Origin of the sequence: Curtobacterium sp. NPDC098951 (assembly GCF_044759965.1) — a bacterium.
Taxonomy (GTDB): Bacteria; Actinomycetota; Actinomycetes; order Actinomycetales; family Microbacteriaceae; genus Curtobacterium.
In genome coordinates this window covers 36,655-63,502 of sequence record NZ_JBIWAG010000007.1, presented here as the reverse complement: position 1 = coordinate 63,502, position 26,848 = coordinate 36,655, and the positions used below count along the sequence as shown (strand labels likewise).

General features: G+C 71.6%; 24 protein-coding genes. 11 read left to right on the top strand and 13 right to left on the bottom strand.

The features are described from left to right. Positions 1-9: 9 nt before the first annotated feature. Both ACIQUC_RS16515 and ykgO read right to left on the bottom strand, forming a co-directional pair. Positions 10-666 (bottom strand): histidine phosphatase family protein, encoded by a 657-nt coding sequence (locus tag ACIQUC_RS16515; protein ID WP_402269104.1) that lies wholly within the window; start codon positions 664-666, stop codon positions 10-12. Between the two features lie 28 nt (positions 667-694). Continuing rightward, positions 695-817 carry a type B 50S ribosomal protein L36 gene (ykgO, locus tag ACIQUC_RS16510; protein WP_022905672.1) on the bottom strand — a complete coding sequence of 41 codons (123 nt, stop codon included), beginning with the start codon at positions 815-817 and terminating at the stop codon, positions 695-697. 60 nt (positions 818-877) lie between these two features. Between ykgO and ACIQUC_RS16505 the strand changes: the two genes are divergently transcribed. Beyond that, entirely contained in the window at positions 878-1,900 is a 1,023-nt protein-coding gene (locus ACIQUC_RS16505; protein WP_402269102.1) for a GTP-binding protein, read from the top strand. Positions 1,901-2,078: 178 nt separating this feature from the next. Here the strand turns inward: ACIQUC_RS16505 and ACIQUC_RS16500 are convergent, their stop codons facing one another. Continuing rightward, a complete protein-coding gene (locus ACIQUC_RS16500; RefSeq protein ID WP_402269100.1) occupies positions 2,079-3,611 on the bottom strand; it encodes an MFS transporter in 1,533 nt (510 codons plus the stop codon). Between the two features lie 189 nt (positions 3,612-3,800). Here ACIQUC_RS16500 and ACIQUC_RS16495 point away from each other — a divergent pair, with 189 nt between their 5' ends. Continuing rightward, positions 3,801-4,325 (top strand): DinB family protein, encoded by a 525-nt coding sequence (locus ACIQUC_RS16495; protein WP_402269098.1) that lies wholly within the window; start codon positions 3,801-3,803, stop codon positions 4,323-4,325. A gap of 143 nt (positions 4,326-4,468) precedes the next feature. Here ACIQUC_RS16495 and ACIQUC_RS16490 read toward each other — a convergent pair whose 3' ends face one another. Continuing rightward, complete coding sequence (locus ACIQUC_RS16490) at positions 4,469-5,434, bottom strand: sugar-binding transcriptional regulator (protein ID WP_402269096.1); 966 nt, start codon at positions 5,432-5,434, stop codon at positions 4,469-4,471. Between the two features lie 285 nt (positions 5,435-5,719). On the opposite strand from ACIQUC_RS16490, the gene ACIQUC_RS16485 reads away from it, so the two are divergent. The 3 genes from ACIQUC_RS16485 to ACIQUC_RS16475 all read left to right on the top strand — a co-directional run bounded on the left by ACIQUC_RS16485 (position 5,720) and on the right by ACIQUC_RS16475 (position 9,302). Beyond that, complete coding sequence (locus tag ACIQUC_RS16485) at positions 5,720-6,964, top strand: RbtT/DalT/CsbX family MFS transporter (RefSeq protein WP_083857838.1); 1,245 nt, start codon at positions 5,720-5,722, stop codon at positions 6,962-6,964. A gap of 110 nt (positions 6,965-7,074) precedes the next feature. Continuing rightward, positions 7,075-8,814: a dihydroxyacetone kinase family protein gene (locus ACIQUC_RS16480; RefSeq protein ID WP_022905629.1), complete on the top strand. Its 1,740-nt coding sequence runs from the start codon at positions 7,075-7,077 to the stop codon at positions 8,812-8,814. Beyond that, positions 8,811-9,302, top strand: a complete 492-nt coding sequence (locus tag ACIQUC_RS16475; RefSeq protein WP_402269093.1) for a ribose-5-phosphate isomerase — start codon at positions 8,811-8,813, stop codon at positions 9,300-9,302. Before ACIQUC_RS16480 ends, ACIQUC_RS16475 begins: the two co-directional genes overlap by 4 nt. Positions 9,303-9,688: 386 nt before the next feature. Here the strand turns inward: ACIQUC_RS16475 and ACIQUC_RS16470 are convergent, their stop codons facing one another. The 4 genes from ACIQUC_RS16470 to ACIQUC_RS16455 are packed head-to-tail and all read right to left on the bottom strand — an operon-like array spanning position 9,689 to position 14,036. Beyond that, positions 9,689-10,672 (bottom strand): D-ribose ABC transporter substrate-binding protein, encoded by a 984-nt coding sequence (locus ACIQUC_RS16470; RefSeq protein ID WP_402269091.1) that lies wholly within the window; start codon positions 10,670-10,672, stop codon positions 9,689-9,691. Positions 10,673-10,711: 39 nt separating this feature from the next. Then, complete coding sequence (locus ACIQUC_RS16465) at positions 10,712-11,830, bottom strand: ABC transporter permease (RefSeq protein WP_022905632.1); 1,119 nt, start codon at positions 11,828-11,830, stop codon at positions 10,712-10,714. A gap of 20 nt (positions 11,831-11,850) precedes the next feature. Then, on the bottom strand, positions 11,851-13,380 hold the full coding sequence (locus tag ACIQUC_RS16460; RefSeq protein WP_402269089.1) for a sugar ABC transporter ATP-binding protein: 1,530 nt from the start codon (positions 13,378-13,380) through the stop codon (positions 11,851-11,853). After that, positions 13,377-14,036: a DUF2291 family protein gene (locus ACIQUC_RS16455; RefSeq protein ID WP_402269087.1), complete on the bottom strand. Its 660-nt coding sequence runs from the start codon at positions 14,034-14,036 to the stop codon at positions 13,377-13,379. The genes ACIQUC_RS16460 and ACIQUC_RS16455 overlap by 4 nt, the downstream gene beginning before the upstream one ends. A gap of 334 nt (positions 14,037-14,370) precedes the next feature. Here ACIQUC_RS16455 and ACIQUC_RS16450 point away from each other — a divergent pair, with 334 nt between their 5' ends. After that, complete coding sequence (locus ACIQUC_RS16450; protein WP_022905636.1) at positions 14,371-15,501, top strand: zinc-binding dehydrogenase; 1,131 nt, start codon at positions 14,371-14,373, stop codon at positions 15,499-15,501. Between the two features lie 22 nt (positions 15,502-15,523). Here the strand turns inward: ACIQUC_RS16450 and ACIQUC_RS16445 are convergent, their stop codons facing one another. Then, the gene (locus ACIQUC_RS16445; protein WP_031261247.1) at positions 15,524-17,014 is read right to left on the bottom strand and encodes an FGGY-family carbohydrate kinase; all 1,491 of its coding nucleotides are present in this window, start codon (positions 17,012-17,014) and stop codon (positions 15,524-15,526) included. Positions 17,015-17,147: 133 nt separating this feature from the next. Between ACIQUC_RS16445 and ACIQUC_RS16440 the strand changes: the two genes are divergently transcribed. From ACIQUC_RS16440 to ACIQUC_RS16430, 3 genes are read left to right on the top strand one after another with little or no spacing between them, the layout of a single operon-like run. Beyond that, on the top strand, positions 17,148-18,215 hold the full coding sequence (locus tag ACIQUC_RS16440; protein WP_402269085.1) for an outer membrane lipoprotein carrier protein LolA: 1,068 nt from the start codon (positions 17,148-17,150) through the stop codon (positions 18,213-18,215). Beyond that, positions 18,212-19,162: an ABC transporter ATP-binding protein gene (locus ACIQUC_RS16435; protein ID WP_031261249.1), complete on the top strand. Its 951-nt coding sequence runs from the start codon at positions 18,212-18,214 to the stop codon at positions 19,160-19,162. The genes ACIQUC_RS16440 and ACIQUC_RS16435 overlap by 4 nt, the downstream gene beginning before the upstream one ends. Beyond that, the gene (locus ACIQUC_RS16430) at positions 19,149-20,039 is read left to right on the top strand and encodes an ABC transporter permease (RefSeq protein WP_022905639.1); all 891 of its coding nucleotides are present in this window, start codon (positions 19,149-19,151) and stop codon (positions 20,037-20,039) included. Before ACIQUC_RS16435 ends, ACIQUC_RS16430 begins: the two co-directional genes overlap by 14 nt. A gap of 51 nt (positions 20,040-20,090) precedes the next feature. On the opposite strand, the gene ACIQUC_RS16425 is transcribed toward ACIQUC_RS16430, so the two are convergent. The 4 genes from ACIQUC_RS16425 to ACIQUC_RS16410 form a co-directional block, all read right to left on the bottom strand. Then, positions 20,091-21,143: an NADP-dependent oxidoreductase gene (locus ACIQUC_RS16425; RefSeq protein ID WP_402269082.1), complete on the bottom strand. Its 1,053-nt coding sequence runs from the start codon at positions 21,141-21,143 to the stop codon at positions 20,091-20,093. Between the two features lie 103 nt (positions 21,144-21,246). Continuing rightward, complete coding sequence (locus tag ACIQUC_RS16420; protein WP_402269080.1) at positions 21,247-22,161, bottom strand: metallophosphoesterase; 915 nt, start codon at positions 22,159-22,161, stop codon at positions 21,247-21,249. Between the two features lie 63 nt (positions 22,162-22,224). Then, the gene (locus ACIQUC_RS16415; protein ID WP_402269078.1) at positions 22,225-22,566 is read right to left on the bottom strand and encodes an L-rhamnose mutarotase; all 342 of its coding nucleotides are present in this window, start codon (positions 22,564-22,566) and stop codon (positions 22,225-22,227) included. Between the two features lie 56 nt (positions 22,567-22,622). Next, complete coding sequence (locus tag ACIQUC_RS16410; protein ID WP_402269076.1) at positions 22,623-23,984, bottom strand: MFS transporter; 1,362 nt, start codon at positions 23,982-23,984, stop codon at positions 22,623-22,625. A 123-nt stretch (positions 23,985-24,107) separates the two neighbouring features. Between ACIQUC_RS16410 and ACIQUC_RS16405 the strand changes: the two genes are divergently transcribed. Further along, a complete protein-coding gene (locus tag ACIQUC_RS16405) occupies positions 24,108-25,118 on the top strand; it encodes a LacI family DNA-binding transcriptional regulator (RefSeq protein WP_402269074.1) in 1,011 nt (336 codons plus the stop codon). A gap of 247 nt (positions 25,119-25,365) precedes the next feature. Next, positions 25,366-26,460 carry a LacI family DNA-binding transcriptional regulator gene (locus ACIQUC_RS16400; protein ID WP_402269072.1) on the top strand — a complete coding sequence of 365 codons (1,095 nt, stop codon included), beginning with the start codon at positions 25,366-25,368 and terminating at the stop codon, positions 26,458-26,460. The last annotated feature ends 388 nt before the right edge of the window (positions 26,461-26,848 follow it).

The following is a 26,848-nucleotide window of genomic DNA, read 5'->3' as shown; positions in this document are numbered from 1 at the left end:
CTGGTCGCGTCAGAACCGCTCGCCGGTCGGGTCCTGCGCCGTCCGGTCGATGAGCTGCTCGCCGCCGACGGGCTCGCCCTCCCAGTCGACCAGGCGCCAGCCGTCGTCGAAGGAGCCCTCGAGCTCGACGATCCCGGTGTTCTCCAGGTGGCGCTTCGTGCCGAAGTGGTCCGGGGTGTTGTCGGCGGCGGCGCTCGCCCACGTCCGGATCGCGGCACCGTGGCTGATCGCGGCCGCCACCTCGACGCCGGTCGCGAGGATCTGCCGCACCGCGTCGTCGTAACGCGCGAAGAACTCGGTGCCGCTCTCGCCGCCGGGCATCCGGGTCGTGCGGTCCCCGAGCGACCAGCCGTGCACGGTCGAGATGTACGTCTGGACGGACACCTGGTCGCGCTTGCCCTGGGTGTCGCCGGCCTCGATCTCGCGGAGCCCCGGCAGCACCACCGGCTCGAGGCCGAGCGACGCGGCGAGCGGTGCCGCGGTGATCTGCGTCCGGACCATCGTCGACGCGAAGAGCCGCTCGATCCCCCGGTCGGCGAGCGCCGCCGGCAGGGCGTCGGCCTGCTGCTGCCCGAGTTCGGTGAGGCCCGGCCCGGGGACGACGGCGTCGAGGACACCGTTCACGTTCGCAGGGGTCTGGCCGTGGCGGATGAGCAGCAGTCGCATGGAGCCACCCTACGGAACGCCGGTGACGTCACCCCTGCCGGGTGTTCCACCGCGGGTTCTGCTTGTTGATGACGTACACGCGGCCCCGGCGGCGGACCACCTGCGACCCGGGGATCTTCTTGAGCGCCTTGAGCGAGTTGCGGACCTTCACGGGGTTCTCCTTCGTCGATGTCCTCGTTGTTGAGAACGATGATCATGTAGATTAGCCCACATGCGTCCCGCCGCCATCACCATCGTCTCCGCCATGCACGACGTCGACGCCGACCGGGTGGCCGCACGGCTCTCGGTCGGCCACCGGATGCAGGCCACCGGGAGTGCCGTCGCCGCGGCCCGGTCCGTCGCCGAGCGCGCCGAGCACCTCGACCGGGTGTGCGGACCGGACGCCGACCACGGCCTCGTCGTCACACTGCCGCCCGGTGCCGACACCCGCGCCGTGGGGATGATGCTCGCGAACTCCGCGCGCGCGGAGACCGGCGACGACCGGGTGCTCCGGCACGTCGTCACCGTCCTGCGCGCGGACGACGTCGCCCACCTGCTCTGGTCCGACGTCGACGACGCGTTCGTCGCGGCCGACCAGGTGGCGGCCCTCGTCGAGTACGCCACGGTCGTCGTCCTCGACCGGGTCGGCCCGGTGCCGGTGGGACGGCGTCGCAGCCTCCTCGCGCTGCTGCACCGGCTCGCCCCGCAGGCGGTCGTCGTGGCCGGATCGTCGATCCGGGGCGCCGCCGACCTGCCCGCGTCGAACGGCGGTGCGGCACGGGTCCTCGCGCACGGAGCGGGCTGGATGCGGGCGCTGTCGGGCTCGGGCGGACGGGACCCCCGGGACGGCCTCGTCGCCATGCGCTACCGCGAGCCGCTGCCGTTCCACCCCGGGCGGCTGGCGTCGGTCATCGAGCGGGACCTCGCGGCGGGGCGGAACGGCCGGGTGCTGCGGTCACGGGGGTTCTTCCGACTGGCCTCGCGCCCGGACCACGTCGGGTCGTGGTCGAGCCTCGGGGCGATGCTCGCGCTCGACCCCACCGCGAATCCGTCGTGGGACGCCGACGCCCCGATCGGGCAGGCGCTCTGGTTCGTCGGCGAGCGACTCGACGTGCCGGCGATCGAGCGCGCGCTGGACGGGGCGCTCCTCACGCCGGACGAACTCCTCGCGGGGCCGGACGTCTGGCGCGCGTGGGCGGACCCGTTCCCGGTGTGGCCGGCGCTCGACGCGTCCGGGGAGCACCGGCACGAGTGACGCGGGCGCTGCCCGACGCGGGCGCTGCCTGACGCCGAGCGACAACCTCGATGTCGTACGACCACCACGATGTCGTTCCCGCCGCCATGCAACAACCCGCGGGTGCAACGAACGACGAGGTCGATGTCGTACGACATCGACCTCGTCGTTTCGAGTCGCGCGATCGGTCACCCCGGCGTCAGCGCGCCGCGGCCACCTCGCCCTCGCGCGCGGCCTCGCGGGCACGGCGGGCGGCGTCCTCGGCGGCGAACGGCAGGTCCCCCAGGTCGAGGTGCGGGTTCGTGTCCTGCGTCAGCACGAGCTCGCGGGCTTCCTCCGCGGTCTCCACCGCCGGCATCGACCCGGGCAGCGGGCGGCGCGAGGACTCCTTCATGCAGAACACCCCGATCGCCCCGACGACGCTCGTCGCCATCAGGAAGTACGCCGGTGCGAGCTCGTCGCCCGTCGCCGTGAGCAGGGCCTGCACGATGAGGGGCGTCGTCCCGCCGAACACCGCGATCGCGATGTTGTAGGCGAACCCCATGCCGCCGTAGCGCGTCGACGTCGGGAACAGCGCCGGCAGCGAGGCCGCCTGGTTCGACACCCACAGCGCGGTCATGAGCGCGAGGAGCCCGAGACCCGCGAGCGTCGACCACTGCGCGCCGTGCCCGATCAGCGTGAACGCCGGCACGACGAGCACGACGGTCGTCGCGGCCCCGATCCACATCACGACACGACGGCCGAGCTTGTCGGACAGCTTGCCCGTGAGCGGGAGCATCACCGCGAGGAGCAGGAGCACCGGGATCGTGAGCAGCGTGCCGTCGAGCGCCGAGTAGCCGAGCGAGTCGGTGAGGTACGTCGGCATGTACGAGGTCAGCGCGTACCCGACGGTGTTCGACGCGGCGACGAGCATCACGGCGATGACGATGGGGCGCCAGTGGTCGCGGACCATGGCGAACACGTTCGCGGGGCGCTCGCCCTCGAAGGACGCGCGGGTCTCGGTCGCGGCCTCCTGCGCGGCCTGGGTGGCCTGGAAGACCGGGGACTCCTCGATGCGCAGGCGGAACCAGATCGCTACGACACCGATGACCCCGGCCGCGAGGAACGGGAAGCGCCAGCCGTACGCGGTCATCGCCTCGTCGCCGAGGGTGATCTGCAGGACGGAGACGACCGTCGCGCCGAGCGCGAAGCCGAAGTAGCTGCCGAAGTCGAGGATGCTCGCGAAGAACCCGCGGCGACGGTCCGGCGCGTACTCGGTCACGAACGTCGTCGCCCCGGCGTACTCGCCACCGGTCGAGAAGCCCTGCGCGAGCTTCAGCACGACCAGGACGACCGGCGCGAACACGCCGATCGTGGCGTAGGCGGGCAGCGCGCCGATGAGGAACGTCGACGTCGCCATCATGATGAGCGTCGTCGCGAGGACCTTCTGCCGCCCGATGCGGTCGCCGAGACGACCGAACACGATGCCGCCGAGCGGCCGGGCGATGTACGTGGCCGCGAAGACACCGAGGCTGAACAGGATCTGGACCGCGGGCTCGGCCGTCGGCAGGAAGACCTTCCCCATCGTGACGGCCAGGTAGCCGTAGACGCCGACGTCGTACCACTCCATGGTGTTGCCGACGACCATGCCGCTGACGGCCCGTCGCATCATGCTCTTGTCGACCACGGTGACGTCGCTCTCGCGGAGCCGTCGGTGCGGTCGGGTCGGGGTACTGCTGGGGTCGGAACCCATGCGTTTCTCCTCGGAGGATCGGCGGGCCGACGGGTACCGGCCCGGGAACAGCCGTCGACGATACCGAGCGACCGGAACGTCATTGACCGGTGATTCACAGGGATCGGCGTGTCCCCCGGACGGGGGTCGGCGTCGATCGCCTCGGGCACGCGGATCGGAGCGGACGGTGACAGGCCGTACCATCCAGCCATGGCGATCGAACCCGAGACGAAGAACTGGACGTGGGTCATCGGGTCCGCGTGCCCCGAGTGCGGCTACGACGGCAGCGCGGTCACGATCCGCGACGTCCCGGGGATCATCGACGCGAACACCTCGGCGTGGCCGGCGATCCTCGACCGTGAGGACGTGCGCGACCGCCCCGACGAGAACACCTGGTCACCGCTCGAGTACGCCGCGCACGTGCGTGACGTGCACCGCAAGATGGTCGAGCGGTTGGCACTCATGCTCACCGAGGACGCCCCGGCCTTCCCGAACTGGGACCAGGACGCCACGGCCGTCGAGGACCGGTACGGCGAGCAGGACCCCGCCACCGTCGTGCGGGAGCTCGGCGAGGCGGCGCACCGTGCTGCCCGGGCCTTCGACGACGTGCGGGAGGACCAGCTGGGACGCACCGGCCTCCGGTCCGACGGCAGCGCCTTCACCGTCGCCACGCTCGCCACCTACTACGCGCACGACCCGGTGCACCACCTGTGGGACGTGCGGCGCACGCGGTAGACGCACCACCCGGCGGACGGGAGGCGCGGTGCGGGCCCGCACCGCGCCTCCCGTCCCACACGTCGGGACCGCCGAGCGACGCGTGACAGGTCGCCACGGCAGTGCCGTCGCCCGCCGCCACCCGACCCCGGCGTGGTCCGCCGTCAGGCGAGCGCGTCGAGGAGGGCTCGCGCCGTGGCGGCGTCCGTCACGAGCTCGTTGACCAGCCGACCCCGGACTGCGCCGATGATGCTCGCCACCTTCGCCTCACCGACCGCGACGCCGACGGCGTGCGGGATGCCGGCGAGGACCTCGCGAGACGTCCTGACCATCCGATCGCTCCCGGGGAACTCGATCGCCGAGCCGTCGGCCGCGAAGAAGTTGAGACACACGTCACCAGCCGCGTACTGGAACGCAGCATCCTCCACCGGGACGCCCCGTGCGATCGCGTCCCGCGTCGCGGTCGGCGCGCCGATCCCGAGCACGGCGCCCTTCGCACTGCTCCACAGACCGACGACGTGCTGGAACGCAGGGTCCTCGTCGAGTGTGGCCCGCATGGCCGGGGACGGTATCGCCTGCGCGAAGAGGAAGGCGGGGATCGCACCGGAGTGCTCAGCGGCCGTCCTCGTGATCTCGTTGGTCTGGAACCACGGCATCGGGTCGGCCTGACCACCGACGGTCGGGACGAGCTGGACACCGGACAGACGCGGCATCCCGGCGCGCGCGACGTCGTAGACGGTCCGGCCGGACGACATCAGCACGGCGTCCCCCGCCGTGAGCCCCATGCCCTCGAAGGCCGTGGCGACCGCCCCCGCGAGGTCGACGCCGAGCGTGGCCGGATGGGTGACCGCAGCGAGGTGGACGGCGTGCAGCCCGAGCACCACCTGCAGTCGTTCGGCGAGCGCGACGGTCTCGTCCTGGAAGGGGTCGACGACCTCGATCCGGACCAGTCCAGCCCGGCGGGCCTCCGCGACGAGCCGGCTCACGGTCGGCCGTGAAACACCGAGCCTGGACGCGATCTCCACCTGGGTGGCGTCCTCGAGGTAGTACATCCTTGCCGCCTGGTAGACGGTGTCGAGCGGGAACCGCGTGCGCCCGGCCTCCGTCGGCGCGGTGATGTCGGAGGACATGTGGCACTGCCTTTCGGGACGTCGCCGACACCGGTCGACGAACGATCGGTTCGCGCGGACACGTCGATCGTATCGCCGCGTGGAGTGCCGACCGGAGCGCACGCCCGGCGACGTGCTCGCAGATCCCGTGACCGTCGGTTGAAATTGTGTTCTGGACAAACGTTCCAACAGTGTAGAGTCATCAGCAGTTCGCAGACCACCAGGACACAGGAGTCAAGGATGTCGACGACGACCCAACGCCCGACCACTGCGCCAGCAACCCACCCAGAGGGGCGACTGGACCGGATGGGGATCCCGAAGCCGCTCGCGCTCGGGTTCGTCGCCGTGCTGGTCTTCATGACCGGGAACGGCGTCGAGTCGAACTTCATCACACCGCACATGGTCGCCGTGCTCGGTAGCCCTGAGGCCACCGTCGCGACGATCGTGACCTTCTACAGCCTCGCTGCGCTCATCGGCTCGTACGTGTCCGGTGCCCTGTCCGACCTGGTCGGTCCGCGCCGCGTCATGGTGCTCGGCTTCGGCGTGTGGGTCGTCTTCGAGGTGCTGTTCCTCGTCGCCCTCGCGCTCGGCAGCGTCCCGTTCGCGGCAGTGTCGTACGCGCTGCGCGGATTCGGCTACCCGCTCTTCGCGTTCGCGTTCCTCGTGTGGGTGAACATCACCACGCCCGTCGAGCGGAACGGCTCGGCCGTCGGCTGGTTCTACGTGGCGTTCACCGGCGGACTCCCCACGCTCGGCTCGCTCTTCGCCATCGGCGCGATCCCGGCGTTCGGCGGCGGTACGGGCGGGGAGACCGGCGCCATGATCGCCTCGATCGGCCTCGTCCTGATCGGCTTCCTCGTCATGTTCTTCGGCGTCCGCCTGCCGAACGGGTTCCGCCGGATCGCGCCCGAGGGCGAGACCGCCTGGCGGGTCCTGACGAGCGGCATCCGCCTCACCCTCACCCGCCCGAAGGTCCTGATGGGATTCCTCGTCCGACTGATCAACACGGCACCCGAGTTCGGCATGTTCGTCGTCCTGCCCGCCGTGATCGCCGACGACCGCGGGTGGGGGCAGGGTCGCTGGCTCCTGATGACGGTGTGCGTGTACGCGACGAACATCCTCGTCAACGCCCTGTTCGGCTGGGTCGGCGACCGCATCGGCTGGCAGCGCACCGTCAAGTGGTTCGGCATCGTCGGATCGGCGACCGGACTCGTGGCCTGGTGGTACGTGCCGCAGCTCGTCCCCGCCGGATCGGACTGGGGGTACGTGCTCTCGGTCGTGGCGGGATGCGTCTTCGGCTGCCTGCTCGCCGGCTTCGTGCCGATGGGCGCGATCATGCCGGCGCTGGCACCCGACCACAAGGGCGCCGCGATGGCGATGTACACCACCGCGGCCGGCGGGGCCGCGTTCCTCGGCACCGGTGTCGTCGCGGCGGTGTTCGCGCTCGGCGGCGGTGGCCAGGCGGTCACGTGGACCTTCGTCGGCCTGTACGCCTGCGCGTTCGTGATGGTCCACTTCCTGCGTGTCCCGCAGGGCACCAAGGCCCACTGAGCTCCCGGGTGGCAGCGGCCGTCCCGCCGCCACCCGGTGCACGACCCCGGGCGGTGTCGGCCGTCCCGACGCCGCCCGGCCCCACGACCCACCACCACCGGAGGACCAGCATGACGACCATCCACGACGATCCCGAGGACTTCGCCGACGACCAGTTCGCCGGTTGGACCGCGCTCTACGCCGACCGCGTGCGCGGTGTCCACGGTGGCGTGGTGGCGCTCCCCACCGCCGCAGCCGAGCCCCAGGTCGCCGTCGTCGTCGGCGGCGGGTCGGGACACTACCCCGCGTTCTGCGGGATCGTCGGACCGGGGTTCGCGACCGGTGCCGTCGTCGGCAACGTCTTCACCTCGCCGTCGACCGCGCAGGTGTACTCGGTGGCGAAGGCCGCCGACCAAGGCCGGGGCGTCGTGCTCACGTTCGGGAACTACGCCGGTGACGTGATGAACTTCGGGATCGCCGCAGAACGGCTGAACGCCGAGGGCATCCCGACCCGGGTCGTCATCGTCACCGACGACGTCGCGAGTGCCGAAGAACCCGCGCGTCGTCGTGGTATCGCGGGCGACTTCTCGGTCTTCAAGGCGATGGGTGCCGCGGCCGCGGCGGGAGCATCGTTGGACGACGTCGAGCGCGTCGGCAACGCCGCGAACGCCGCCACCCGGACCATCGGCGTCGCGTTCTCCGGCTGCACCATGCCCGGCGCCGCCGAGCCGCTGTTCTCCGTCCCCGAGGGCCACCTCGGACTCGGACTCGGCATCCACGGTGAGCCCGGCATCGAGGACGTCCCGCTGCTGCCGGCGCGCGAGCTCGCATCGCTCCTCGTCGACCGGCTGCTGGCCGAGCGCCCGGCGGGGGCCACACGGGTGGCCCCGATCCTCAACGGACTCGGCGACACGAAGTACGAGGAACTCTTCCTCCTGTGGGGGCGTGTGCTCCCGCTGCTGACCGAGGCCGGCCTCGAGGTCGTCGAGCCCGAGGTCGGCGAACTCGTCACCAGCCTGGACATGGGCGGGTGCTCGCTGACGCTGCAGTGGCTCGACGACGAGCTCGAGCGCTACTGGCGTGCCGACGCCTACACGCCCGCGTACCGCAAGGTGGCAGCGCCGGTCGCAGCGCTCGTGCCGGCCGACGCGGTGGAGGACGCCGCGGCGGAGGCGATGGAGGTGCCGGACGCGACCACCGCCTCCCGGCAGGCCGCCGACACGGCGCGCGACGCGCTCGTCGCGGTCGAGGCGCTGCTGCGCGAGCACGAGGAGGAACTCGGCCGCATCGACGCCGTCGCCGGTGACGGCGACCACGGCCGCGGCATGGTCAAGGGCGCGAGCGCGGCCCGCAGGGCCGTCGACCGTCTCGACCGGGAGGCAGGAGTCGCGTTCGTCATCGGACGCGCCGGTGACGCGTGGGCCGAGTTCGCGGGCGGCACCTCCGGTGTCCTCTGGGGTGCAGCCCTCGAGGCGTTCGGTCGATCGCTCCGCGACGACCGCGAGACCTACCGGGCCGCGGACGTCGTCGACGCAGCGCAGGCCTTCGCCGATTCGATCGTGCACCTCGGACGAGCCTCCCGCGGCGACAAGACGCTGCTCGACGCCCTCCTCCCCTTCGTCGACGCGCTGCGCGCCGGGGTCGAGGGCGGCCAGGACACCGCGACCGCATGGCGCGCCGCCGCCGCGATCGCCGTCACCGAGGCGGCCGCGACCGCCGAGCTGCGTCCGAAGATCGGCCGCGCGCGACCGCTCGCGGAGAAGAGCGTGGGCACCCCCGACGCGGGTGCCACGTCGATGGGGATGATCCTCACCCGGGTCGGCGAGGTCCTCGCCACCCGTGCTGACCGACTGGAAGGAACACACGCATGACGTACCGACTCGTGATCGGCTCGGACGACGCCGGCTTCGACTACAAGGAGGTCATCAAGCGCGATCTGCTCGCCGACGACCGGGTGGCCTCGGTCGAGGACGTCGGGGTCGATGCCGACGGACACACCGCCTACCCGCACGTGGCCGTCGACGCCGCACGGATGGTCGCCGACGGCAGGGCGGACCGGGCGATCCTGATCTGCGGCACCGGGCTCGGGGTGGCGATCAGCGCGAACAAGGTCCCGGGCATCCGGGCAGTGACCGCGCACGACTCCTTCAGTGTCGAGCGGTCGGTGCTCTCGAACGACGCGCAGGTGCTCTGCATGGGCCAGCGGGTCATCGGTGTCGAGCTGGCACGTCGACTCGCGAAGGAGTGGCTCGGGTACGAGTTCGACCCGTCGTCGGCGAGCGCCGAGAAGGTCGCCGCGATCTGCTCCTACGACGGGTCCGCTCCGGTGGGGACCGACGCGACGGCGGAGGCGGAGTAGCCGGCACGCGGCTGCCCGCGGCTCGCCCGCACCAGGACCGACCGGGACGACGAAGCGTCGTCCCGGTCGGTCCTTCGTCGTCCCTTCCGGTCCTTCGTCGTCCCTTTCGGTCCTTCGTCGTCCCGGCAGGTCCTTCGTCGTCCCGGCAGGTCCTCCGTGCGGTCGCCGACAGACGGGTACGCGCGGGCGGACGGGTGCGCGGACGCGGAGTCGGTCGCGGACCTGGCGTCGGTTGCGGACCTGCCAGACCACCGACGCTGACGCTGGCGCTGATGCTGTCCGTCCCCGCTCCCGCCGCCCGTTCCCGTGCAGCGGCGGGACGACGGACAGCCCCGGTCCTGTACCGAGGTGCAGGACCGGGGCCGTCGCCCGCGGTCAGGGCCGCGTCACTCCGCGAGGGTGAAGGGCTGCGTGACCTTGTCCGCGTTCTCCTTCGTGATGAGCACGCAGTCGAACGCCTGCTTCTCCTGGGCCGCACCCGTCTTGCCGGTGCGGAGGTACTCGTCGGCTTCCTGGACGGCCTTCTTCGCGAAGGTCGCGACGGGCTGGAGCACGGTGTACTGGAGCTCGCCAGCCTTCACCGCGTCGACGGCGTCCGGGGATCCGTCGAAGCCGCCCACCTTGACCTGGTCGAGCTTGCCGGCCTCCTTGAGCGCCGCGATCGCGCCCAGCGCCATCTCGTCGTTGCCGGAGATGATGCCCTTGATGTCCGGGTTCGCCTGCAGGATCGACTGGGTCTTGTCGTGGCCCTGCGTCCGGTCCCAGTTCGCGACCTGCTTGGCGACCTCCTTGAGGTCCGGGTACTGCGTCAGGACGGTCTTGTAGCCGTTCGATCGAGTCTGCGCGTTGTTGTCCGACGGCGCCCCGAACAGCTCCGCGTACTTGCCCGAGTCCCCGACCGACTTCACCCACTGCTGCGCGCCGATCGCGGCACCCTGTGCGTTGTTCGAGACGAGCTGCGCCTTGGCGAGACCCGCCTGGTTGATCTCCGCGTTCACGAGGAAGACCGGGATCCCGGCGGCGTCAGCCTTCTTCACGGCGCCGATGGACCCGCTGGCGTTGGCCGGGTCGAGGATGATCGCGACCGACTTGTTCGTGATGGCGGTGTCGATGAGGTTGCTCTCGGTGTTCGTGTCACCCTTCGACGCCGAGACGTTCGACTTGTAGCCGAGCGACTTCGCCTCGGCCGACGCGACGTCGCCCTCCGTCTTCCAGTACGGGTTCGACGGGTCGTTGACGATGATCGAGATGAGGCCGCCCTTCTTGGACGAGCCGTCGCCGCCGGATGCGGCACCGCCGGCGGAGCAGCCGGTCAGGGCCAGGCTGAGTCCGACTCCCGCTGCGAGCACCGTTGCGAGCTTGCGGTTCATGGTGGGTTTCCTTTCGCTGTGGACCGTGTGACGGAGGAGTCAGACGGCGGTCTTCTCACCGACGGCTGCCGGGGGCTGCGTGCCGGTGGGAGAGGTCTGGTCGGGTCCGGACGCGCCGCCGGCCTTGGCGGGGCGACGCTTGTACTGGACCGCGTTGAGGAGGACGGCGAACACGATCACGGCACCGGTGAAGACGGTCTGCCAGTAGGCGGAGACGCCGATGATGACGAGCCCGTCCGACAGGAAGCCGATGACGAACGCACCGAGCAGCGTGCCGCGGACGTTGCCGACGCCGCCGGACAGCGCCGCACCGCCGATGACGACCGCCGCGATCGCGGTCAGCTCGTAGGAGCTGCCGGCCGTCGGGCTCGCACTCGTGAGCTCGGACGACAGGATGAGGCCGGCGATCGCGGCGCACAGGCCGGACAGCACGTAGACACGGATCTTCACCCGCTTCACCGGGACACCGGACAGCTCCGCAGCGCGCTCGTTGCCACCGGACGCGTACAGCCAGCGGCCGAAGACGGTCCGGTTGAGGAGGAGCGATCCGACGACGGCGGCGACGATCATCACGATCACACCGATCGGGAGCCCGAGCAGCCGGTTGAAGCCGAGCCAGTCGAACCCGGTGTTGCCGAGCTCCGCGTTGCCCTCGAGGTTGTTGTAGGTCAAGCCGTTGGTCATCAGCAGTCCGATGCCGCGGACGACGTAGAGCATGCCGAGGGTGGCGACGAACGGTGCGACCCGGAACCGTGCCACGAGGACACCGTTGACGAGGCCGATGAGCGCTCCGGCGGCGCAGGCGAGCACGACGACGACCCAGACCTTCGGGTACAGGGTCACCCCCCCGATCGCCACACCCTTCATGAGGAAGCCGGCGATCACCCCCGAGAAGCCCAGGGTGGAGCCGACGGACAGGTCGATGCCGCCGTTGAGGATGACCAGGAGCATGCCGAGCGCGAGGATCGCGTACACCGCGACGTGCGACGACATGGTGAGCAGGTTGCTCACCGTGAAGTAGTTCGGCGACAGGATCGAGAAGACGACGATGATGACGACGAGGGCGAAGTAGGCGCGGCCCTGCAGCAGGATCCGTCCCAGGCTGAAGCCCTCGGCGGGGAGGGCGAGACGCCGTCGATCGGCGGTCGTGGTGGTCATGGTTGTTCCGTTCCTGGCGGTCATGCGACCACGGCTTCGCCCGAGGCGGCCATGATCGCTTCCTTGGTCACGTCCGAGCCGAACTCGGCGGCGATCCGCCCACGGCTCATGACGACGATGCGGTGGGCGATGCTCAGGCACTCGCCGACCTCTGAGGTGGTGTAGACGACGGCGAGGCCCTGCCGGGCACGTTCTGCGAGGAGCCGGAACACCTCGGCCTTCGCCCCGATGTCGATGCCGCGACTGGGTTCGTCGAGCAGGATCACGTCCGGATCGGTCGCGAGCATCTTGCCGATGACGACCTTCTGCTGGTTCCCGCCGCTCAGTGAGCCGATCATCGCGCCGCCGCCGGCCGTCTTCACGTGCACGGTCCGGATCGAGTCGGTGACGAGGTCCACCTCACGCCGGCCGGACAGGAAGAGCCCACGAACGAAGGCACCGATGGACGCCAGCGACACGTTCGACCCGACGGTCATCGTCTGGACGAGGCCGTCCCGCTGCCGGTCTTCCGGCACGAGCCCGAGGCCGGCATCGATGCGCTCGGCGATGGACAGTCGAGCAAGGTCGCGGTCGCCCTTCCGGACCGCTCCGCCGTCGATCGGCGTCCGCCCGGCGACCGCCTCGAGCAGCTCGGTGCGACCGGCGCCCATCAGGCCGTAGATGCAGACGACCTCGCCGGCGCGGACCTCGAGCGAGACGTGGTCGACGACGTTCCGTCCGGGCACGTCCGGGTCGGCGACGACGACGTCCTCGACGGTGAGCGCAGGCGCACCGAAGTCGTAGCCGCTGGGCGGTGACCCGAGGTCGAAACCGTCACCGACCATCGCGCGGACGACCCACTCGAGGTCGATGTCCGCACGTCGGGCCGTCGCGGTGACCGAACCGTCGCGGAGCACCACGGCATGGTCGGTGATCTCCAGGGCCTCCTCGAGGTGGTGCGAGATGTAGACGATCGACACACCTCGGGCCTTCAGGTCGCGCACGACCGTGAAGAGCACCTCGACCTCGGACGCCGAGAGCGCGCTCGTCGGCTCGTCCATGATGAGGATCCGCGCGTCCACGGAGAGTGCCCGAGCGATCTCCACCAGCTGCTGCTGCCCGAGGCGCAGATCGGACACGAGTGTCCCGGGGTCGATGTCCTCGCCCAGCTCGGCGAGGACGACTGCGGCCTGCCGGGCCTCCTCCGCGTAGTCGACCCCGGTCGGTCCACGCAGCTCACGGCCCATGAAGATGTTGTCGCGCACCGTGAGGTTCGGTGCCAGGCTCAGCTCCTGGTGGATGATCGAGATCCCGTGCTCGCGGGCGTCCACGGTGTCGGCGAACGTCACGGCCTCGCCGCGCAGCGTGAGGGTCCCGGAGGTGGGCTGCTCGACGCCGGACAGGATCTTCATGAGCGTCGACTTGCCCGCGCCGTTCTCGCCGAACAGGGTCGTCACCTGCCCGCGGTGCACCGCGAACGCCACCCCCTTGAGTGCCCGGGTCGCACCGTACGTCTTCACGACGTCGGCGGCCTCGAGGACGACCGTCCCGATCGCGTCGTCGCCGCTCATCCGCGCACCTCCAGCTCGGACGGGGTGACGAGCCAGCCCTTCGGGTTGATCAGCTGGAATGCACCCGTCACGGTGACCTCCTTGCCCTCGAGCGCGGTGATGTCCACCTTCGCCAGCACCTGCTTCTTCAGCTGGTCGTTGAGGGCAGCGCCGGCGTTCTGGTAGTCGATCTGGTTCGTGAACTGGCCGAACTCGACCGTGCCGGGGGCGTCGCGGAGGTCGGTGCCGTTGATGGCGGGGCCGGTCTGGATCCGGATGAGCAGACCGCTGGGGACGCCGTCGACCGTCACGGGGTAGACGCCGTCCTGGGCTTTCCCGACCGTCCCGGTGAAGGTCGTGGAGAACTCCGGACCGGTCCCGGCGTCGACGCCGTACCGCTTCGCAGCAGAGGTGGAGTCGGCGAGCACGGCCGGGGCCAGCTCGGTGGCGGGGACGGCCCGCTTCGCGATCGCCTGCTGCACCTTCGGGAAGTTCGTCTTGCCCCAGGCCGATGCGGAGAACGCCGCTGGGCCCGCCCCGACGCTCGACCCCTTGCCGACGACCTTCGTCGAGAGCGCCATCGCGACGACCACGACGATGACGACCGCGACGAGCACGATCCTCCTGGTCGGCCTGCGCTTCACGGCGGGTCGGCGGACGGTGGCCGAAGCGCTCATCGCTCAGCTCCGTCCCGGACGGTCCGCCCCGTCCGGTCACCCGTGACGGCTCCGACGACCGTGGGTCGCCGCGTGCTGTGGTCGGCTCGCGTCATCGCGTGCTCCTCGTGGTTCGCTCCGTTGCGTCGTTCCGCTGGCGCGGACCGGCTCCATGAATGTGGCGCAAAGCAGAAATTATGTGCGTAACGAAATTTCTGCAAGTGGACGCGCCGAATCCGTCCGGCCACGCGACGGTTCCGACGCGTCAGAAATCTTGTTCTTGACTTTTGTTCTGCGTCGCGTAGTGTCGCCCTCGCCGCGAGGACGCGGCAGGACGACGACCGATGGAGAACTCATGTCCACGACGACCGCGACCCCCACGAGCACCGGCTCCGAGCCCTTCCCGGCGACCATGCGCGCCGTCGTGGTCCACGGCCCTGGCGACTACCGACTCGAGGAGCGACCCGTCCCGACTCCGGGACCCGGCGAGCTGTTGCTCCGTACGGACGCGGTCGGCATCTGCGCCTCGGACCTGAAGTGCTACCACGGCGCAGCCAAGTTCTGGGGTGACGAGAACCGCGCCGCTTGGGCCGAGACGAACCGCATCCCCGGCCACGAGTTCGTCGGCACGGTGGTCGCCGGTGACGACGCAGCGCTCGCCGCCCGCAAGGTGTCCATCGGCGACCGGGTCGCCTGCGAGCAGATCGTGCCGTGCTGGGAGTGCCGGTACTGCCTCGAAGGCAGCTACTGGATGTGCAACGTGCACGACATGTTCGGGTTCAAGGGATACGACGGCGCCATGGCCGAGTTCGTCCTCGTCCCGACCAAGGCCCTGACGCACCCGGTCTCGAGCGAGCTGCCCGGCCAGGTCGCGGCGTTCGCCGAGCCGCTGTCCTGCGCGTTCCACGCGGTCGAGCGCGGTGACGTCAAGTTCGGCGACACGGTCGTCATCGCCGGCGCCGGTCCGATCGGCCTCTCCGCGATCGCGGGGACCCGCCAGAAGAACCCGCTCCGGATCATCGCGCTCGACGTCGTCGACGCGAAGCTCGAACTCGCCCGTAAGGTCGGCGCGGACATCACCATCAACATCGCCCAGGAGGACGCCGTCGCGCGGGTCAAGGAGCTCACCGACGGCTACGGTGCCGACGTCTACATCGAGGCGACCGGACACCCGTCGGCCGTGCCGCAGGGCCTGAACCTGCTGCGCAAGCTCGGCACCTTCGTCGAGTACTCGGTCTTCAAGGACAACGTCTCGGTGGACTGGTCGATCATCTCCGACGACAAGGAGCTCGACGTCCGTGGGGCACACCTCGGTCCGCACACCTGGCCGGCGGCCATCAAGCTCCTCGAGTCGGAGACCCTGCCGATGTCGGAGATCTGCACGCACCAGTTCGCGCTGGAGGACTTCCAGGAAGCACTCGACCTGGTCGGCGACTCGGCCGGTGCGAGCGTCAAGGTCTCGATCATCCCGTCCCGACGGGCTTGAACGACCGACGCGGTCGGCCCGCTCAGGGGTGCTGTGCCGACCGCGTCGTCCGCTCCGCCAGCCGATGGACCACCGCGGCGGTGGCCTCGTACAGATCGCGGTAGTCCCGGTACCCCTCCTCGTACGCCCGGTGCGCATCCGGGTCCGGACGGATGACCTCGGACGGCGGGTTCCAGGTCGCGATGTCGACGTCCGCCACCAGGCCGGCCGCGAGGAACGCCGACCCGTACGAGGCACCCACGGTCACGCTCGGCACGGTCTGGGGCAGCCCGGTGACGTCCGTGACGATCGTCGGCCAGAGCGCACCGCGCAGGCCCCCTCCCGCGCCGACGAGCTCCCGTACCTCGACGCCAGCGGCCTGGAGCGCCTCGAGGTTGTGCCGGACCGCGTACGCCGTGGCCTCGAGCGCCGCACGGTACAGGTCGCCCCGTGTGTGCCGCACGGTCAGACCGGCGACGACGCCGCGGGCGTGCGGGTCGGCGATCGGGGTCCGCTCCCCCGCGAAGTACGGCAGCATGAGCAGTCCGTTGGCGCCCGGCCCGGACACCGCGGCCTCGTCGAGCATCGTCGCCCAGTCACCGTCGACGAGCCGCCGCAACCAGTCGGTGATCGCCCCGGACGTCGCCGTACCGCCCGCCACACACGGCTGCCCCGGGTGCGTTCCGACCGTCGTCCACATCCCGGGCACCGCGATCGCCTCGGCCGTCGGCGCGATCATGAACATGGTGGTCCCGTACTGCAGGAACATGCGCCCGGGCACGGTCTCGCCGACGCTCACGCCCTCGGCCCATGCGTCGATCGCACCAGCGGTCACCGGGATGCCGGCCGGGAGGCCCGTGGCCGCGGCCGCCTCGGCCGTCACGACTCCGGCCCGGTCACCCGACCACACCAGGCGTGGCATCGAGAGCCCTGGCGCGAGCTGCTCGCACCACTCGGGAATCCAGCGGTTCTCGTGCACGTCGTACAGCGGCGTGGTCTGGCTCGCCGAGTGGTGGTCGAGCACGTACTCGCCGGTCAGCAGTCCGACCACGCGGGAGGACGGCATCGTGAACCGGGCGGCCCGTGACCACGTGGACGGCTCGTTCCGCGCCAGCCAGGCGAGCTTCACACCGGCCGCCTGGGTGCTCAGGGCGCTGCCGCACCGTGCCCGCACGACGTCGACGCCACCGAGCTCCGCCGTCACGCCGGGGAGCATGTCCGCAGTGCGCGTGTCCACGCCGTACAGGACTGCGGGCCGCAGCGGACGGTCGTCCTCGTCGGTCAGCAGGACGCACGGTCCGATCCCGCTCACGCCGACGGCCGCGACCTCGGCGTCGGGCACCGCAGCGAGCAGTTCGCGTGTCAGCGTCGTGGACTCCGTCCACCACGAGTCGCCGTCCATCTCGACGAGTCCCTGCTCCGGGCGGTCGACGTCGTGCCGTCGGCTCGCTTCGGCGAGGACCGTCCCGTCCAGCCGGGCGAGCAGTGCCTTCGTGCTCGACGTGCCGATGTCCAGTCCGAGCACCGCCCGCATGCCGTCTCCTTCGCCGTCGCGCACGGAACCGCGTCCGCGCACCGATTCTAGGGAGGTCGCAGCGCCCCCAGCGTTCTGTCGGTTGCCGGACGTACGGTGCTGCCGTCCCACACGAACCACCGAGGGGAAACCGATGAAGAAGTCAGCCTGGCTGCCCGCCGTCATCGCACCGGTCGTCGTCGCCGGCGCCGTCGCCGCACCGATGATCGCGAACGCGTCGAGCGACCCGGTCGCGGGGACGAACCCGACCGCGGCGGACGTCATCGCCAGCATCGCGGGGTCCTCCGACGCGAAGTACTCCGGCAAGCTCGTGCAGACGAGCGACCTCGGGCTGCCCGAGCTCCCCACCGGGTCCGGCGGTTCCTCGCTCGAGGGCGACGCCTCGGACGCCCTCGGACTCCTGACCTCGTCGCACACCGCCCGCGTCTACGTCGACGGCGCGTCCAAGCAGCGCGTCCAGCTGACGCAGCAGCTCGCCGAGCAGGACCTCGTCCGGAACGGGACCGACGTCTGGACCTGGGACTCGAAGGAGCGCACGGCGACGCACGTCACCCTGCCGAAGGACGCCCAGGCGCCGCAGTCCGGCACGACGACGCCGGCCGACGTCGCGAAGCAGGCGATCGACGCGATCACGCCGAGCACCACCGTCTCGAAGCCGACCGAGGTCCGGGTCGCCGGGCACGACGCGTGGCAGATCACCCTCACGCCGAAGTCGTCCGGCACGCTCGTCGGGTCCGTCCGCCTGGCGGTCGACCAGCAGACCGGGCTGCCGCTCCGCGCCACGATCGCGGCGAAGGGCCAGAGCGACCCCGCCGTCGAGGTCGGCTTCACGAGCCTGCAGTACGGCGCACCGGCCGCGCGGCTGTTCGACTTCACGCCGCCGGCGAACGCGACCGTCGAGACGAAGGACCTCTCCGACGCCACAGCCCACGACGAGGGCGCGCAGCACCGGCACGGGCGTCCGGGCGACGAGCCGACGGTCACCGGCACGGGCTGGAGCGCCATCGCCGAGCTGCCGAAGGGCACGGTCGACGAGTCCGCGCTCGGTGCCGACCAGGCCGGTCTGCTCGACCAGCTGACCCGATCGGTCGACGGCGGCCGCGCGGTGCAGACCTCACTCGTGTCGGTCTACCTCACCGACGACGGCCGGGTCCTCGCGGGCGCGGTCCCGGTGTCGGCACTGGTCGCCGCAGCCGAGTGAGCACGTCCGACGCTGCCCTCGCCATCCGCACCACCGGGCTGGCGAAGGTCTTCCGCAGGCAGCGGGCGGTGGACGGGATCGACCTCGCCGTGCCGCGCGGTTCGGTGTTCGGCTTCCTCGGGCCGAACGGCTCCGGCAAGACGACGACGATCCGCATGCTCCTCGGCCTCTCGAGCGCGACGGACGGCACGATCGAGCTGCTCGGCCAACCGATGCCGAGGGCCCTGCACGACGTCCTGCCGCGGGTCGGCGCGCTCGTCGAGGGACCGGCGTTCTACCCGTACCTGTCCGGGCGCGCGAACCTGTTCCGGTTCGACGCGGCCGACCCCACGTCGGACCCGCGGACCCGGAAGGACCGCGTCGCGAGCGCACTCGACCGCGTCGGGCTCGCGCACGCCGCGGGCAAGAAGGCACACGCGTACTCGCTCGGCATGAAGCAGCGTCTCGGCCTCGCGAACGCGCTGCTCGCCCCGCGCGACCTGCTCGTGCTCGACGAGCCCACGAACGGCCTCGACCCGCAGGGCACGCGCGAGGTCCGGAACCTCATCCGGTCCCTCGCGGACGACGGCACGACGGTGTTCGTGTCGAGCCACCTGCTGGCCGAGATCGAGCAGGTCTGCACCCACGCCGCGGTGATGCGCACCGGGAAGATCGTCGCGCAGGGTCCGCTCGACGAACTCCGCGCCGCCGGAGCCCGGACGGTCACGGTCCGCACGCCGGACCTCGGGCAGGCCGGCACCGTGCTGATCCGCCTCGGCCTGACCCCGCGGCACGAGGGCGGAGCCGACGTCCTCGTCGCCGACCTGCCGCACGAGGTCCTGCCGGAGACCATCACGACCGAGCTCGTCCGCGCTGACGTCCGGGTCCGCGGGCTGACCGTCGGCGGCGGCACCCTCGAGGACCTGTTCGTCGCCCTCACCGGAGAGGGCTTCGATGTCGCTGCCTGACGCCGCCACCGTGTCCACCGCCGGGTCAGCGACCCCCGACGCGCGCGACACCCCGCGTCCCCGCCAGCGCCCGTTCGCGCTGCTCGGGTCCGAACTCGCCCTGGTCTTCCGACGCCGTCGCACCTGGGCGATGCTCGGGGCGCTCGCACTCGTGCCGATCCTCATCGCGGTCGCGGTCAGGATCACGACCGGGCGGGACTCGGGCGGTCCGGCGTTCCTCGGCGACATCACGAACAACGGACTGTTCGTGGCGTTCACGGCCCTGACCGTGTCGATCCCACTGTTCCTGCCGCTCACCGTGGGGGTCGTCGCGGGCGACACCGTCGCGGGCGAGGCGAGCCACGGCACCATCCGCTACCTGCTCGTGGCCCCGACCGGCCGGGTGCGCTTCATCCTCGTCAAGTACGTCGGCGCGGTGGCCTTCTGCCTCGCGGCGACGCTCCTCATCGTGGTGGTCGGCGCCGCGATCGGTGCCGTGCTGTTCCCGATCGGTCCGGTCACGCTGCTGTCGGGCACGCAGGTGGACGGCTGGTCCTACGCCGGACGCGCGCTGCTGCTGGCGCTGTACGTGACGCTGTCGATGCTCGGGTTGTCGGCGATCGGGCTCTTCGCGTCCACCCTGACCACCGTGCCCGTCGGCGCGATGGCGGCGACGGTCGTGCTCGCCGGCGCGTCCCAGGTGCTCGACCAGCTGCCGCAGCTCGACTGGCTGCACCCGTACCTGTTCTCGCACCAGTGGCTCGGCTTCGGGGACCTGCTGCGCGACCCGATCGCGTTCGACTCCTTCGGCTCGAACGCCCTGCTGCAGCTCGGCTACGTCGTGGTCTTCGGCGCGCTGGCGTACAGCCGCTTCGCCACGAAGGACGTCCTGAGCTGACGACGGCCGCGGCGCACTGCGCCGCGGCCGCTCCGCTCGTCGATCGCTGGGTCAGCTCGTGGAGCCGCCCGCCATGGTCTCCGTGTCGCTCCCCCGCGCGTCGGCGTACCGGTCTCGCAGGTCCCGGGCCTTCTCCGACCGGTACCAGTCCATCCGTGCGCCGGTCTCGACGGTCTGCATGCCGATGACCACCTTGCCGCGGGACTTCATCTCGGCGAGGTCCTCGTACGCCTCGACGATGTACTCGAACGGGTAGAACCCCGAGATGAGCACCTGCACGCGTCGGTCCTGCACGGCCTTGGCCAGGAGCGTCAGGAGCTCGCGCGGCTCCTCGTCGTCGGCCGGGGCCCGCAGGAACCGGATCTCGATGTCACGTCGTGCCTCGGACGACACGAACCGCCCCGGTGCGACGCCGAGACGCTCCGCGAGCTCCTCGGCCCGGCTCTCGCCGTGGTTGTCGATGAACGCCGTGATCGGACGGCCGTCGGCGATGGCGCGGATGCGCTCCTCCTCGCCCTCGCCGTACACGACGGGGAGGGTGCCGATCTGGCGCAGGTAGTCGTGGTTGCGTGCGCTGCCGAGCGAGATGACGGTGGCGCCGGCGTCGTGCGCGAGCTGGCACTCGATGTGTCCGACGCCGCCGGCCGCCGCGGTGATCACCACGGTGTCCTGGGGGCCGAGCTTCAGGCCGCGGACGACCGAGACAGCGGTGCAGCCGGCGAGGTAGAGGCCGCCGGCGACCTCCCAGCCGACGTGCTCCGGCTTCTTGATGACGGCGCTGCGCGGGACGGCGAGCCAGGTGGCGTGCGACCCGCCGTTCGGCGCGTGCCCCATCACCTCGTCGCCGACGCGGAGGTCCTTGACCCCTTCACCGCGGGCCCGGACGATGCCGGCGAAGTCGACGCCCTGTCGTGCCGGGAAGTCGAGCTCGATGTGGTCGCGGAGCTTGCCCTCGCGGAGGAACCGCTCGATGTGGTTGAGCCCCGCCGCGACGATCTCGACGACGACCTCGCCGGGACCCGCGTCTGGTCGCTCCTGCGGGACGAGTTCGACGACGTCGAAGTCGCCGTACCGGTCGTACTGCACTGCGCTGCCGATCCGCATGGGTACTCCTTCACTCCAGGTGTGACACCTCTCCTACTCGGAGTTCCCGACTGCGACCCGAATGCGAGGTCGCTGGACGTCCCCCGTGCGTCGGCCGGTGCGCCTACCGCCCGGTGGATGCCTCGATGACACGCGTCACGGTGTCCGCGTCGAGCGCGAAGGCGAGCGGGTCGGCGTCGGGCCGCGGCACCCGGATCGGCGTCGACCAGACGGACCCGTCCTCGGCGAGGTCGACGACGAGCGCGCCGGCGTCGACGTACGCCGACTCCTCCTCGTAGGGGCCGGTGACGTCGGTGTCGTTCGCGACGCCGGGGGCCACGAGCACCGGGACGCCCGCGAGGGACCCGGCGAAGTGGTGGTGGTAGTGCCCGGCGAGCACGACCCGGACGTCCGAGCCGCGGATCACGTCGGCGAGCGCCCCGGGGTTGCGGAGCCGCAGGGCGTCGTGCAGTGCGGTCGGTGCCGGCAGCGGCGGGTGGTGCAGGACGACGACGGTGCCGTGCGGAGCGTGGTCACCGGCGAGGGCGGCGCGGAGTCGCTCGAGCGACGCCTCGGCGATCTCGCCGTACCCGGCGCCGGGGACACTCGTGTCCACGGTGACGATCCGGCGCCCGGCGACGAGGGACTGCCCGGCGACCGGCACGGTCGGCGGGTGGTGTTCCATCGTGTGCATGAGCGGCCGGCCGCCCTCGCCGAGCACGTGCCCGTTCGCGAGGACCTGGCGGAACCCCTCACGGAGGTCGTGGTTGCCCGGCACGGTGACGAGCGCCGCACCGTGGCGCCCCGCCCAGCCGCCGACGCGTTCGACGACGGCAGCGTACGACTCCGGCGAACCGTCCTCGGAGACGTCGCCGGAGACCACCACGAGCCCGACCCCCGGGACGCCGTCGGCGCGTGCGAGCACCCCCTCGAGCGCGGCGGTCGTGTCGACGGACCCCTGGTGCAGGGAGCCGTCGCCCGTGAGGTGGGTGTCGGAGAGGTGGAGGACGCGGAGGGTCCCGGCTGCGTGCGGCTGCATGGCCCCACGCTAGCCACGGCGTCGATCAGGCGACTGGACGGTCCGTGGACGTTCGCGGAGCGTTCAGTCGGCGGCGGCCGCGAGCTGGTCCTCGAGGTTGAAGACCTCGGGCAGGACCCGCGCCGTCTGGTCCGCCCGACCGGTGGTGCCGTCGAACAGCTGCTGCATGTGCGCCTCCCACGCGGCCGCCACCTCGGACGCGGCGAGCGACGCGTCGGCATCGGCCACCGAGTCCGTCTCGTAGTAGCCGATGAGCAGGCCGTCGTCGTCGAGGAACAGCGAGTAGTTCCGCCGTCCCGCGGTCGCGATCGCCCGGAGCATCGCGGGCCAGACCGCGGCGTGCCGCTCGCGGTAGGCGTCGAGGTGCGCGGTCCCCACCTGCAGGCGGAAGCAGACGCGGGTCACGTGATCCGCGCCTCCAGGACCGTCCAGGAGGCGCGGATCACGCTGGTCCGCGTCGCTCACCGACGCGTCCGCTCGGCTCGCGCACCCCGCAGCGCCTGCTGGCGCGCGGCGTGCTCCTCGGGGGTGCGGACCGTGCCGGTCGCGCTGGTGACGGTGCCGTACCGTTCGGCCTCGATCTCCTCGAGGGTCTTGCCCTGCGTCTTGGGCGCCCAGATCGTGCCGACCAGGAACGACAGCGCGAGCAGCCCGAGGATGAGCTCGCCGAGCGCGCGGAGCCCGATGTCGGCGAGCAGGAGCGGGAACCAGATGCTCAGCAGGCCGACCATGACGCGGGCGGCCAGGAACAGGACGCCCTGCGCACTCGCACGGTACCGGGTGGCGAACAGCTCGCTCGTCCAGAGGCCGTAGAACGCCTGCGCGCCGATGCCCGAGGAGATGCCCCAGGCGATCGCGAAGAACAGCAGTGTGCCGAGGGTCGCGGGGGCGTAGATGAGGACGGCCCAGGCGACGACCGCGAGCGCGGCGCCGATCGCGTAGAGCAGCCGACGGCTCATCCGGTCGGCGAAGCGCATGAAGCCGAAGTACGTCGCGGCGACGGTGCAGCCCCATACGAGGATCTGCAGCCCGTACTGCTCGGTGACGCTCGTCACGCCGGTGGCCGAGTAGACGCGAGGCTGGAAGATCCCGGCCTGTCCGGCGACGGTGTTCCAGAGCGCGTAGACGCCGAACAGGAACAGCATCGCGGTGAGGTTCCCGCGCCGGCTGAACAGCTGGCCGAAGCCGTGGAAGAAGTTCGCGGAGCCGGTGGCCGCGCGCTCGTCCTTCCAGATCGTGGACTCGGGCAGGCCGCGTCGCAGCCACCACACGATCGCGGCGACGACGAACAGGTGCGCGAAGATCAAGCGGCTGCCGAGCAGTCCGAGCGGAGCCGCGGCGATGGCGAGGGCGAACCCGACCATCGGGCCGATCGACCACGCGAGCTGCGCCGTGCCGACGTGGGCGGCGCGCTTGTCGGCGGGCGCCTGCTCGGCGATGTAGGTCCAGCTCGCGGGGACTCCGGCGCCGACGGCGATGCCGGTGAGGATGAAGCCGACGAGGAGCATCCCGTAGCTGCCGGCGAACACGGCGAGCAGGATGCCGAGCATGTAGAGCAGCAGATCGTAGGTGTAGATGAACTTCCGGCCGTAGCGGTCGCACAGCGGGCCGCCGATGATCGCGCCGGCGGCCGCGCCGAACGCGTTCGCGGACAGGCTCGCGAGGAGCCCGACCTGCAGGTCGCCGACGTGGAACTGCGCCTGCCAGAGGCTGAGGCTCGTGGCGATCGCGATGATCGACCCGGACTCGATGTAGTTCGACATGGCGACCGAGATGGTCGCCTTCCAGCCCGTGGTGTTCCGGGCTCCGATACGGACCGCCATTGGTCCTCCGTTCGCGTGTTCGACTGTGAATCGTTTCAACGGTGCTGCGGAGACGGTACTCGCCGTTCGGTCGGAGGGCAAGTCGCTCCACCGGAACGCCCGCCCCGATGTCAGGATGACCCCATGGCAGTGAGCGTTCGGGACGTCGCAGCGCTCGCCGGTGTGTCCCTCGGCACCGTCTCGAACGTGCTCAACCGCCCCGACAAGGTCGCCCCCGGGACCGTCGAACGCGTGCAGTCCGCGATCGCCGAGCTCGGCTTCGTCCGCAACGACTCCGCGCGGCAGCTCCGGGCCGGCCGCAGTTCGACCGTCGGGCTCATCGTCCTCGACGGCGGCAACCCGTTCTTCACCGACGTCGCCCGCGGCGCCGAGGACGCGGCGATGCAGCGTGGCCTCGCGGTCCTCGTCGGCAACTCCGACGAGTCGGTCGACCGGGAACACACCTACGTCGAGCTGTTCGAGGAGCGTCGCGTCGCCGGACTCCTCATCTCCCCCGCCGGGGACGACCTCAGCCGGCTCGAACGGCTGCGCGACCAGGGCACCGCCGTGGTGCTCGTGGACCGCCGGGCCGACGACGAGCACTTCGCCTCGGTGTCGGTCGACGACGTCGCCGGGGGCCGCATCGCCGTCGAGCACCTCACCGCCATCGGGCGCCGCCGGATCGCCTTCGTCGGTGGCCCGTTCGGCATCCGGCAGGTCACCGACCGCCACACCGGCGCGGTCGCGGCCGCCGCGGCGGCGGGTGCGGCACTCGAGGTGATCCCGACCACGTCGCTCTCCGTCCTCGAGGGCCGGCGCGTCGGCGAGGAGATCCAGGCCCGACCGGCCGCCGAACGTCCGGACGCGGTGTTCGCCGCGAACGACCTGCTCGCCGTCGGCCTCGAGCAGGCCTTCATCATGCGCGGGTCGATCCGGGTCCCGGAGGAGATCGCGATCGTCGGGTACGACGACATCGCCTTCGCCGAGGCCGCGGTCGTCCCGCTCACCTCGGTGCGGCAGCCGGCGCAGGACCTCGGCCGGAGGGCGATCGAGCTGCTCGTGGCCCAGGTCGACCAGGGGCAGGGCACGGACCAGCTACACGTGGAGTTCACGCCCGAGCTCGTCGTGCGGCAGTCCACGGTCGTCGAGCGCTGAGGCGCGAGTTGCGGTGCGCGGCGTGCGCGGCGCGCGGTGCGCGGTGCGCGGTGCGCGGTGCGCGGTGCGCGGTGCGCGGTGCGCGGTGCGCGGTGCGCGGTGCGCGGTGCGCGGCCTGCGTCGACCGCGGTCGCGCTCGCGGATCCGGTGGTGCGCCGCGTCGGACGGGAGGCGCGGGTCGGCGCCGCACCGCGCCTCCCGTCCGACGGTGGCCGGGCCGGAACCCCGCTCCGCCTACGATCGGAGCATGGTGCATGTCCCCAGGCGCGACGGACCGCCGAGCGTGCACCACGTCGCCGCTCGGGCGGGCGTCTCGCTCGCGACGGTCTCTAACGTCCTGAACCACCCGGAGCGCGTGGCGGACGCGACGGCCGACCGCGTCCGGTCCGCGATCAGCGACCTCGGCTACACGCCGAACCGCAACGCGCGTGCGCTCGCGTCGGGGAGCAACCGGGCGATCGGCCTGGTGGTGACGTCGCTCCGGAACTCCCTGTTCACGGACATGGTCAGCGGCGCCCAGACCACCGCGCGGGCCCGGGGCAACACCCTGCTCGTGACGAACAGCGACAACGACCTGGAGGCGCAGGCCGAGCACCTCGCGTTCCTCGAGAGCACCAGGGTGTCCGGGATCCTGTTGGCGTCGATGACCGCCTCGAAGGACCAGGTCGAGACCGTCCGGAAGCACGGGCTCCCCGTCGTGTACGTCAACTACGAACCCGCCGAGGTCGATGCCTGCTCGGTCATCGTCGACAACGAGCAGGCCGGCTACGTCGCCACGACGCACCTCATCGAGCAGGGGTGCCGGCGGATCGGGTTCGTGAGTGCGCGTCCGGACCTCCAACCCGTGGCACGGCGTCGGCAGGGGCTGCTCCGGGCGATCGCGGAGCACCCGGGTGTCGAGCTCGTGGACGTCGACGCGGGCGACATCGACCCGCCGGGTGGCACGGACGCGGGGGCCCGGATCGCCGCGATGCCCGCCGACGCGCGGCCGGACGGGGTGCTCGGGGTGACCGACCTCCTGGCGATGGCCGTGGTGACGGAGCTGCGGGCGGCTGGACTCCGCGTGCCGGAGGACATCCCCGTGACCGGCTGCGACCACAACTCGATCGCGTGGGGCGGCGCGGTCCCGCTCACCTCGGTGACGATGCACGGCTCCGAGATGGGCTCGGTCGCGGTCGACCTGCTGCTGGCCGAGCTCGACGAGGACCCGGCGGAGCACGTGCACCGGACGGTGGTGCTCGGGAGCGAGCTGGTCCCGCGGGAGAGCACGCTCGGGCGTGCGCGGGCCGCCGAGGTGACCGCCCGGACGGCGCCGAGCGACCCCCGGCGCACCGAGGCCTGAGCGTCGGGCGCCGGGCGGCGGGCGGCCGGCGGCGCCGGGCGGCTGTCGCGGCCGTCGCGGCCGTCGCGGCCGTCGCGGCCGTCGCGGTCCCGAGTCTCGCGTGGGCGGACACCCTCGCGGGCCCGCAGCCGCGAAACAGTCCGCCGAGCCGAGTCTCGCGCAGCCACCCCGCGCGCCCGTTTCGCGCTCAGCGACACCTCACGCGCCCGCGACCCCGTGAAGTGTCGGCCAGCGCGAAACCCCGCGAGCCCCGCCCCTGGGCGGCCCCGGCGCACCCCGAGTCTCGCGTGGGCGGACTGTTTCGCGGGTCCGCAGCCGCGAAACAGTCCGCCGAGCCGAGTCTCGCGCAGCCACTCCGCGCGCGCGTTTCGCGCTGAGCGACACCTCA

Bases quoted from the DNA above. Each gene is read 5' to 3' on its own strand.
- ACIQUC_RS16515 (WP_402269104.1), bottom strand. From the start codon at position 666: ATGCGACTGCTGCTCATCCGCCACGGCCAGACCCCTGCGAACGTGAAC.
- ACIQUC_RS16505 (WP_402269102.1), top strand. From the start codon at position 878: ATGCGTCCCGCCGCCATCACCATCGTCTCCGCCATGCACGACGTCGAC.
- ACIQUC_RS16500 (WP_402269100.1), bottom strand. From the start codon at position 3,611: ATGGGTTCCGACCCCAGCAGTACCCCGACCCGACCGCACCGACGGCTC.
- ACIQUC_RS16495 (WP_402269098.1), top strand. From the start codon at position 3,801: ATGGCGATCGAACCCGAGACGAAGAACTGGACGTGGGTCATCGGGTCC.
- ACIQUC_RS16490 (WP_402269096.1), bottom strand. From the start codon at position 5,434: ATGTCCTCCGACATCACCGCGCCGACGGAGGCCGGGCGCACGCGGTTC.
- ACIQUC_RS16485 (WP_083857838.1), top strand. From the start codon at position 5,720: ATGGGGATCCCGAAGCCGCTCGCGCTCGGGTTCGTCGCCGTGCTGGTC.
- ACIQUC_RS16480 (WP_022905629.1), top strand. From the start codon at position 7,075: ATGACGACCATCCACGACGATCCCGAGGACTTCGCCGACGACCAGTTC.
- ACIQUC_RS16475 (WP_402269093.1), top strand. From the start codon at position 8,811: ATGACGTACCGACTCGTGATCGGCTCGGACGACGCCGGCTTCGACTAC.
- ACIQUC_RS16470 (WP_402269091.1), bottom strand. From the start codon at position 10,672: ATGAACCGCAAGCTCGCAACGGTGCTCGCAGCGGGAGTCGGACTCAGC.
- ACIQUC_RS16465 (WP_022905632.1), bottom strand. From the start codon at position 11,830: ATGACCACCACGACCGCCGATCGACGGCGTCTCGCCCTCCCCGCCGAG.
- ACIQUC_RS16460 (WP_402269089.1), bottom strand. From the start codon at position 13,380: ATGAGCGGCGACGACGCGATCGGGACGGTCGTCCTCGAGGCCGCCGAC.
- ACIQUC_RS16455 (WP_402269087.1), bottom strand. From the start codon at position 14,036: ATGAGCGCTTCGGCCACCGTCCGCCGACCCGCCGTGAAGCGCAGGCCG.
- ACIQUC_RS16450 (WP_022905636.1), top strand. From the start codon at position 14,371: ATGTCCACGACGACCGCGACCCCCACGAGCACCGGCTCCGAGCCCTTC.
- ACIQUC_RS16445 (WP_031261247.1), bottom strand. From the start codon at position 17,014: ATGCGGGCGGTGCTCGGACTGGACATCGGCACGTCGAGCACGAAGGCA.
- ACIQUC_RS16440 (WP_402269085.1), top strand. From the start codon at position 17,148: ATGAAGAAGTCAGCCTGGCTGCCCGCCGTCATCGCACCGGTCGTCGTC.
- ACIQUC_RS16430 (WP_022905639.1), top strand. From the start codon at position 19,149: ATGTCGCTGCCTGACGCCGCCACCGTGTCCACCGCCGGGTCAGCGACC.
- ACIQUC_RS16425 (WP_402269082.1), bottom strand. From the start codon at position 21,143: ATGCGGATCGGCAGCGCAGTGCAGTACGACCGGTACGGCGACTTCGAC.
- ACIQUC_RS16420 (WP_402269080.1), bottom strand. From the start codon at position 22,161: ATGCAGCCGCACGCAGCCGGGACCCTCCGCGTCCTCCACCTCTCCGAC.
- ACIQUC_RS16410 (WP_402269076.1), bottom strand. From the start codon at position 23,984: ATGGCGGTCCGTATCGGAGCCCGGAACACCACGGGCTGGAAGGCGACC.
- ACIQUC_RS16405 (WP_402269074.1), top strand. From the start codon at position 24,108: ATGGCAGTGAGCGTTCGGGACGTCGCAGCGCTCGCCGGTGTGTCCCTC.
- ACIQUC_RS16400 (WP_402269072.1), top strand. From the start codon at position 25,366: ATGGTGCATGTCCCCAGGCGCGACGGACCGCCGAGCGTGCACCACGTC.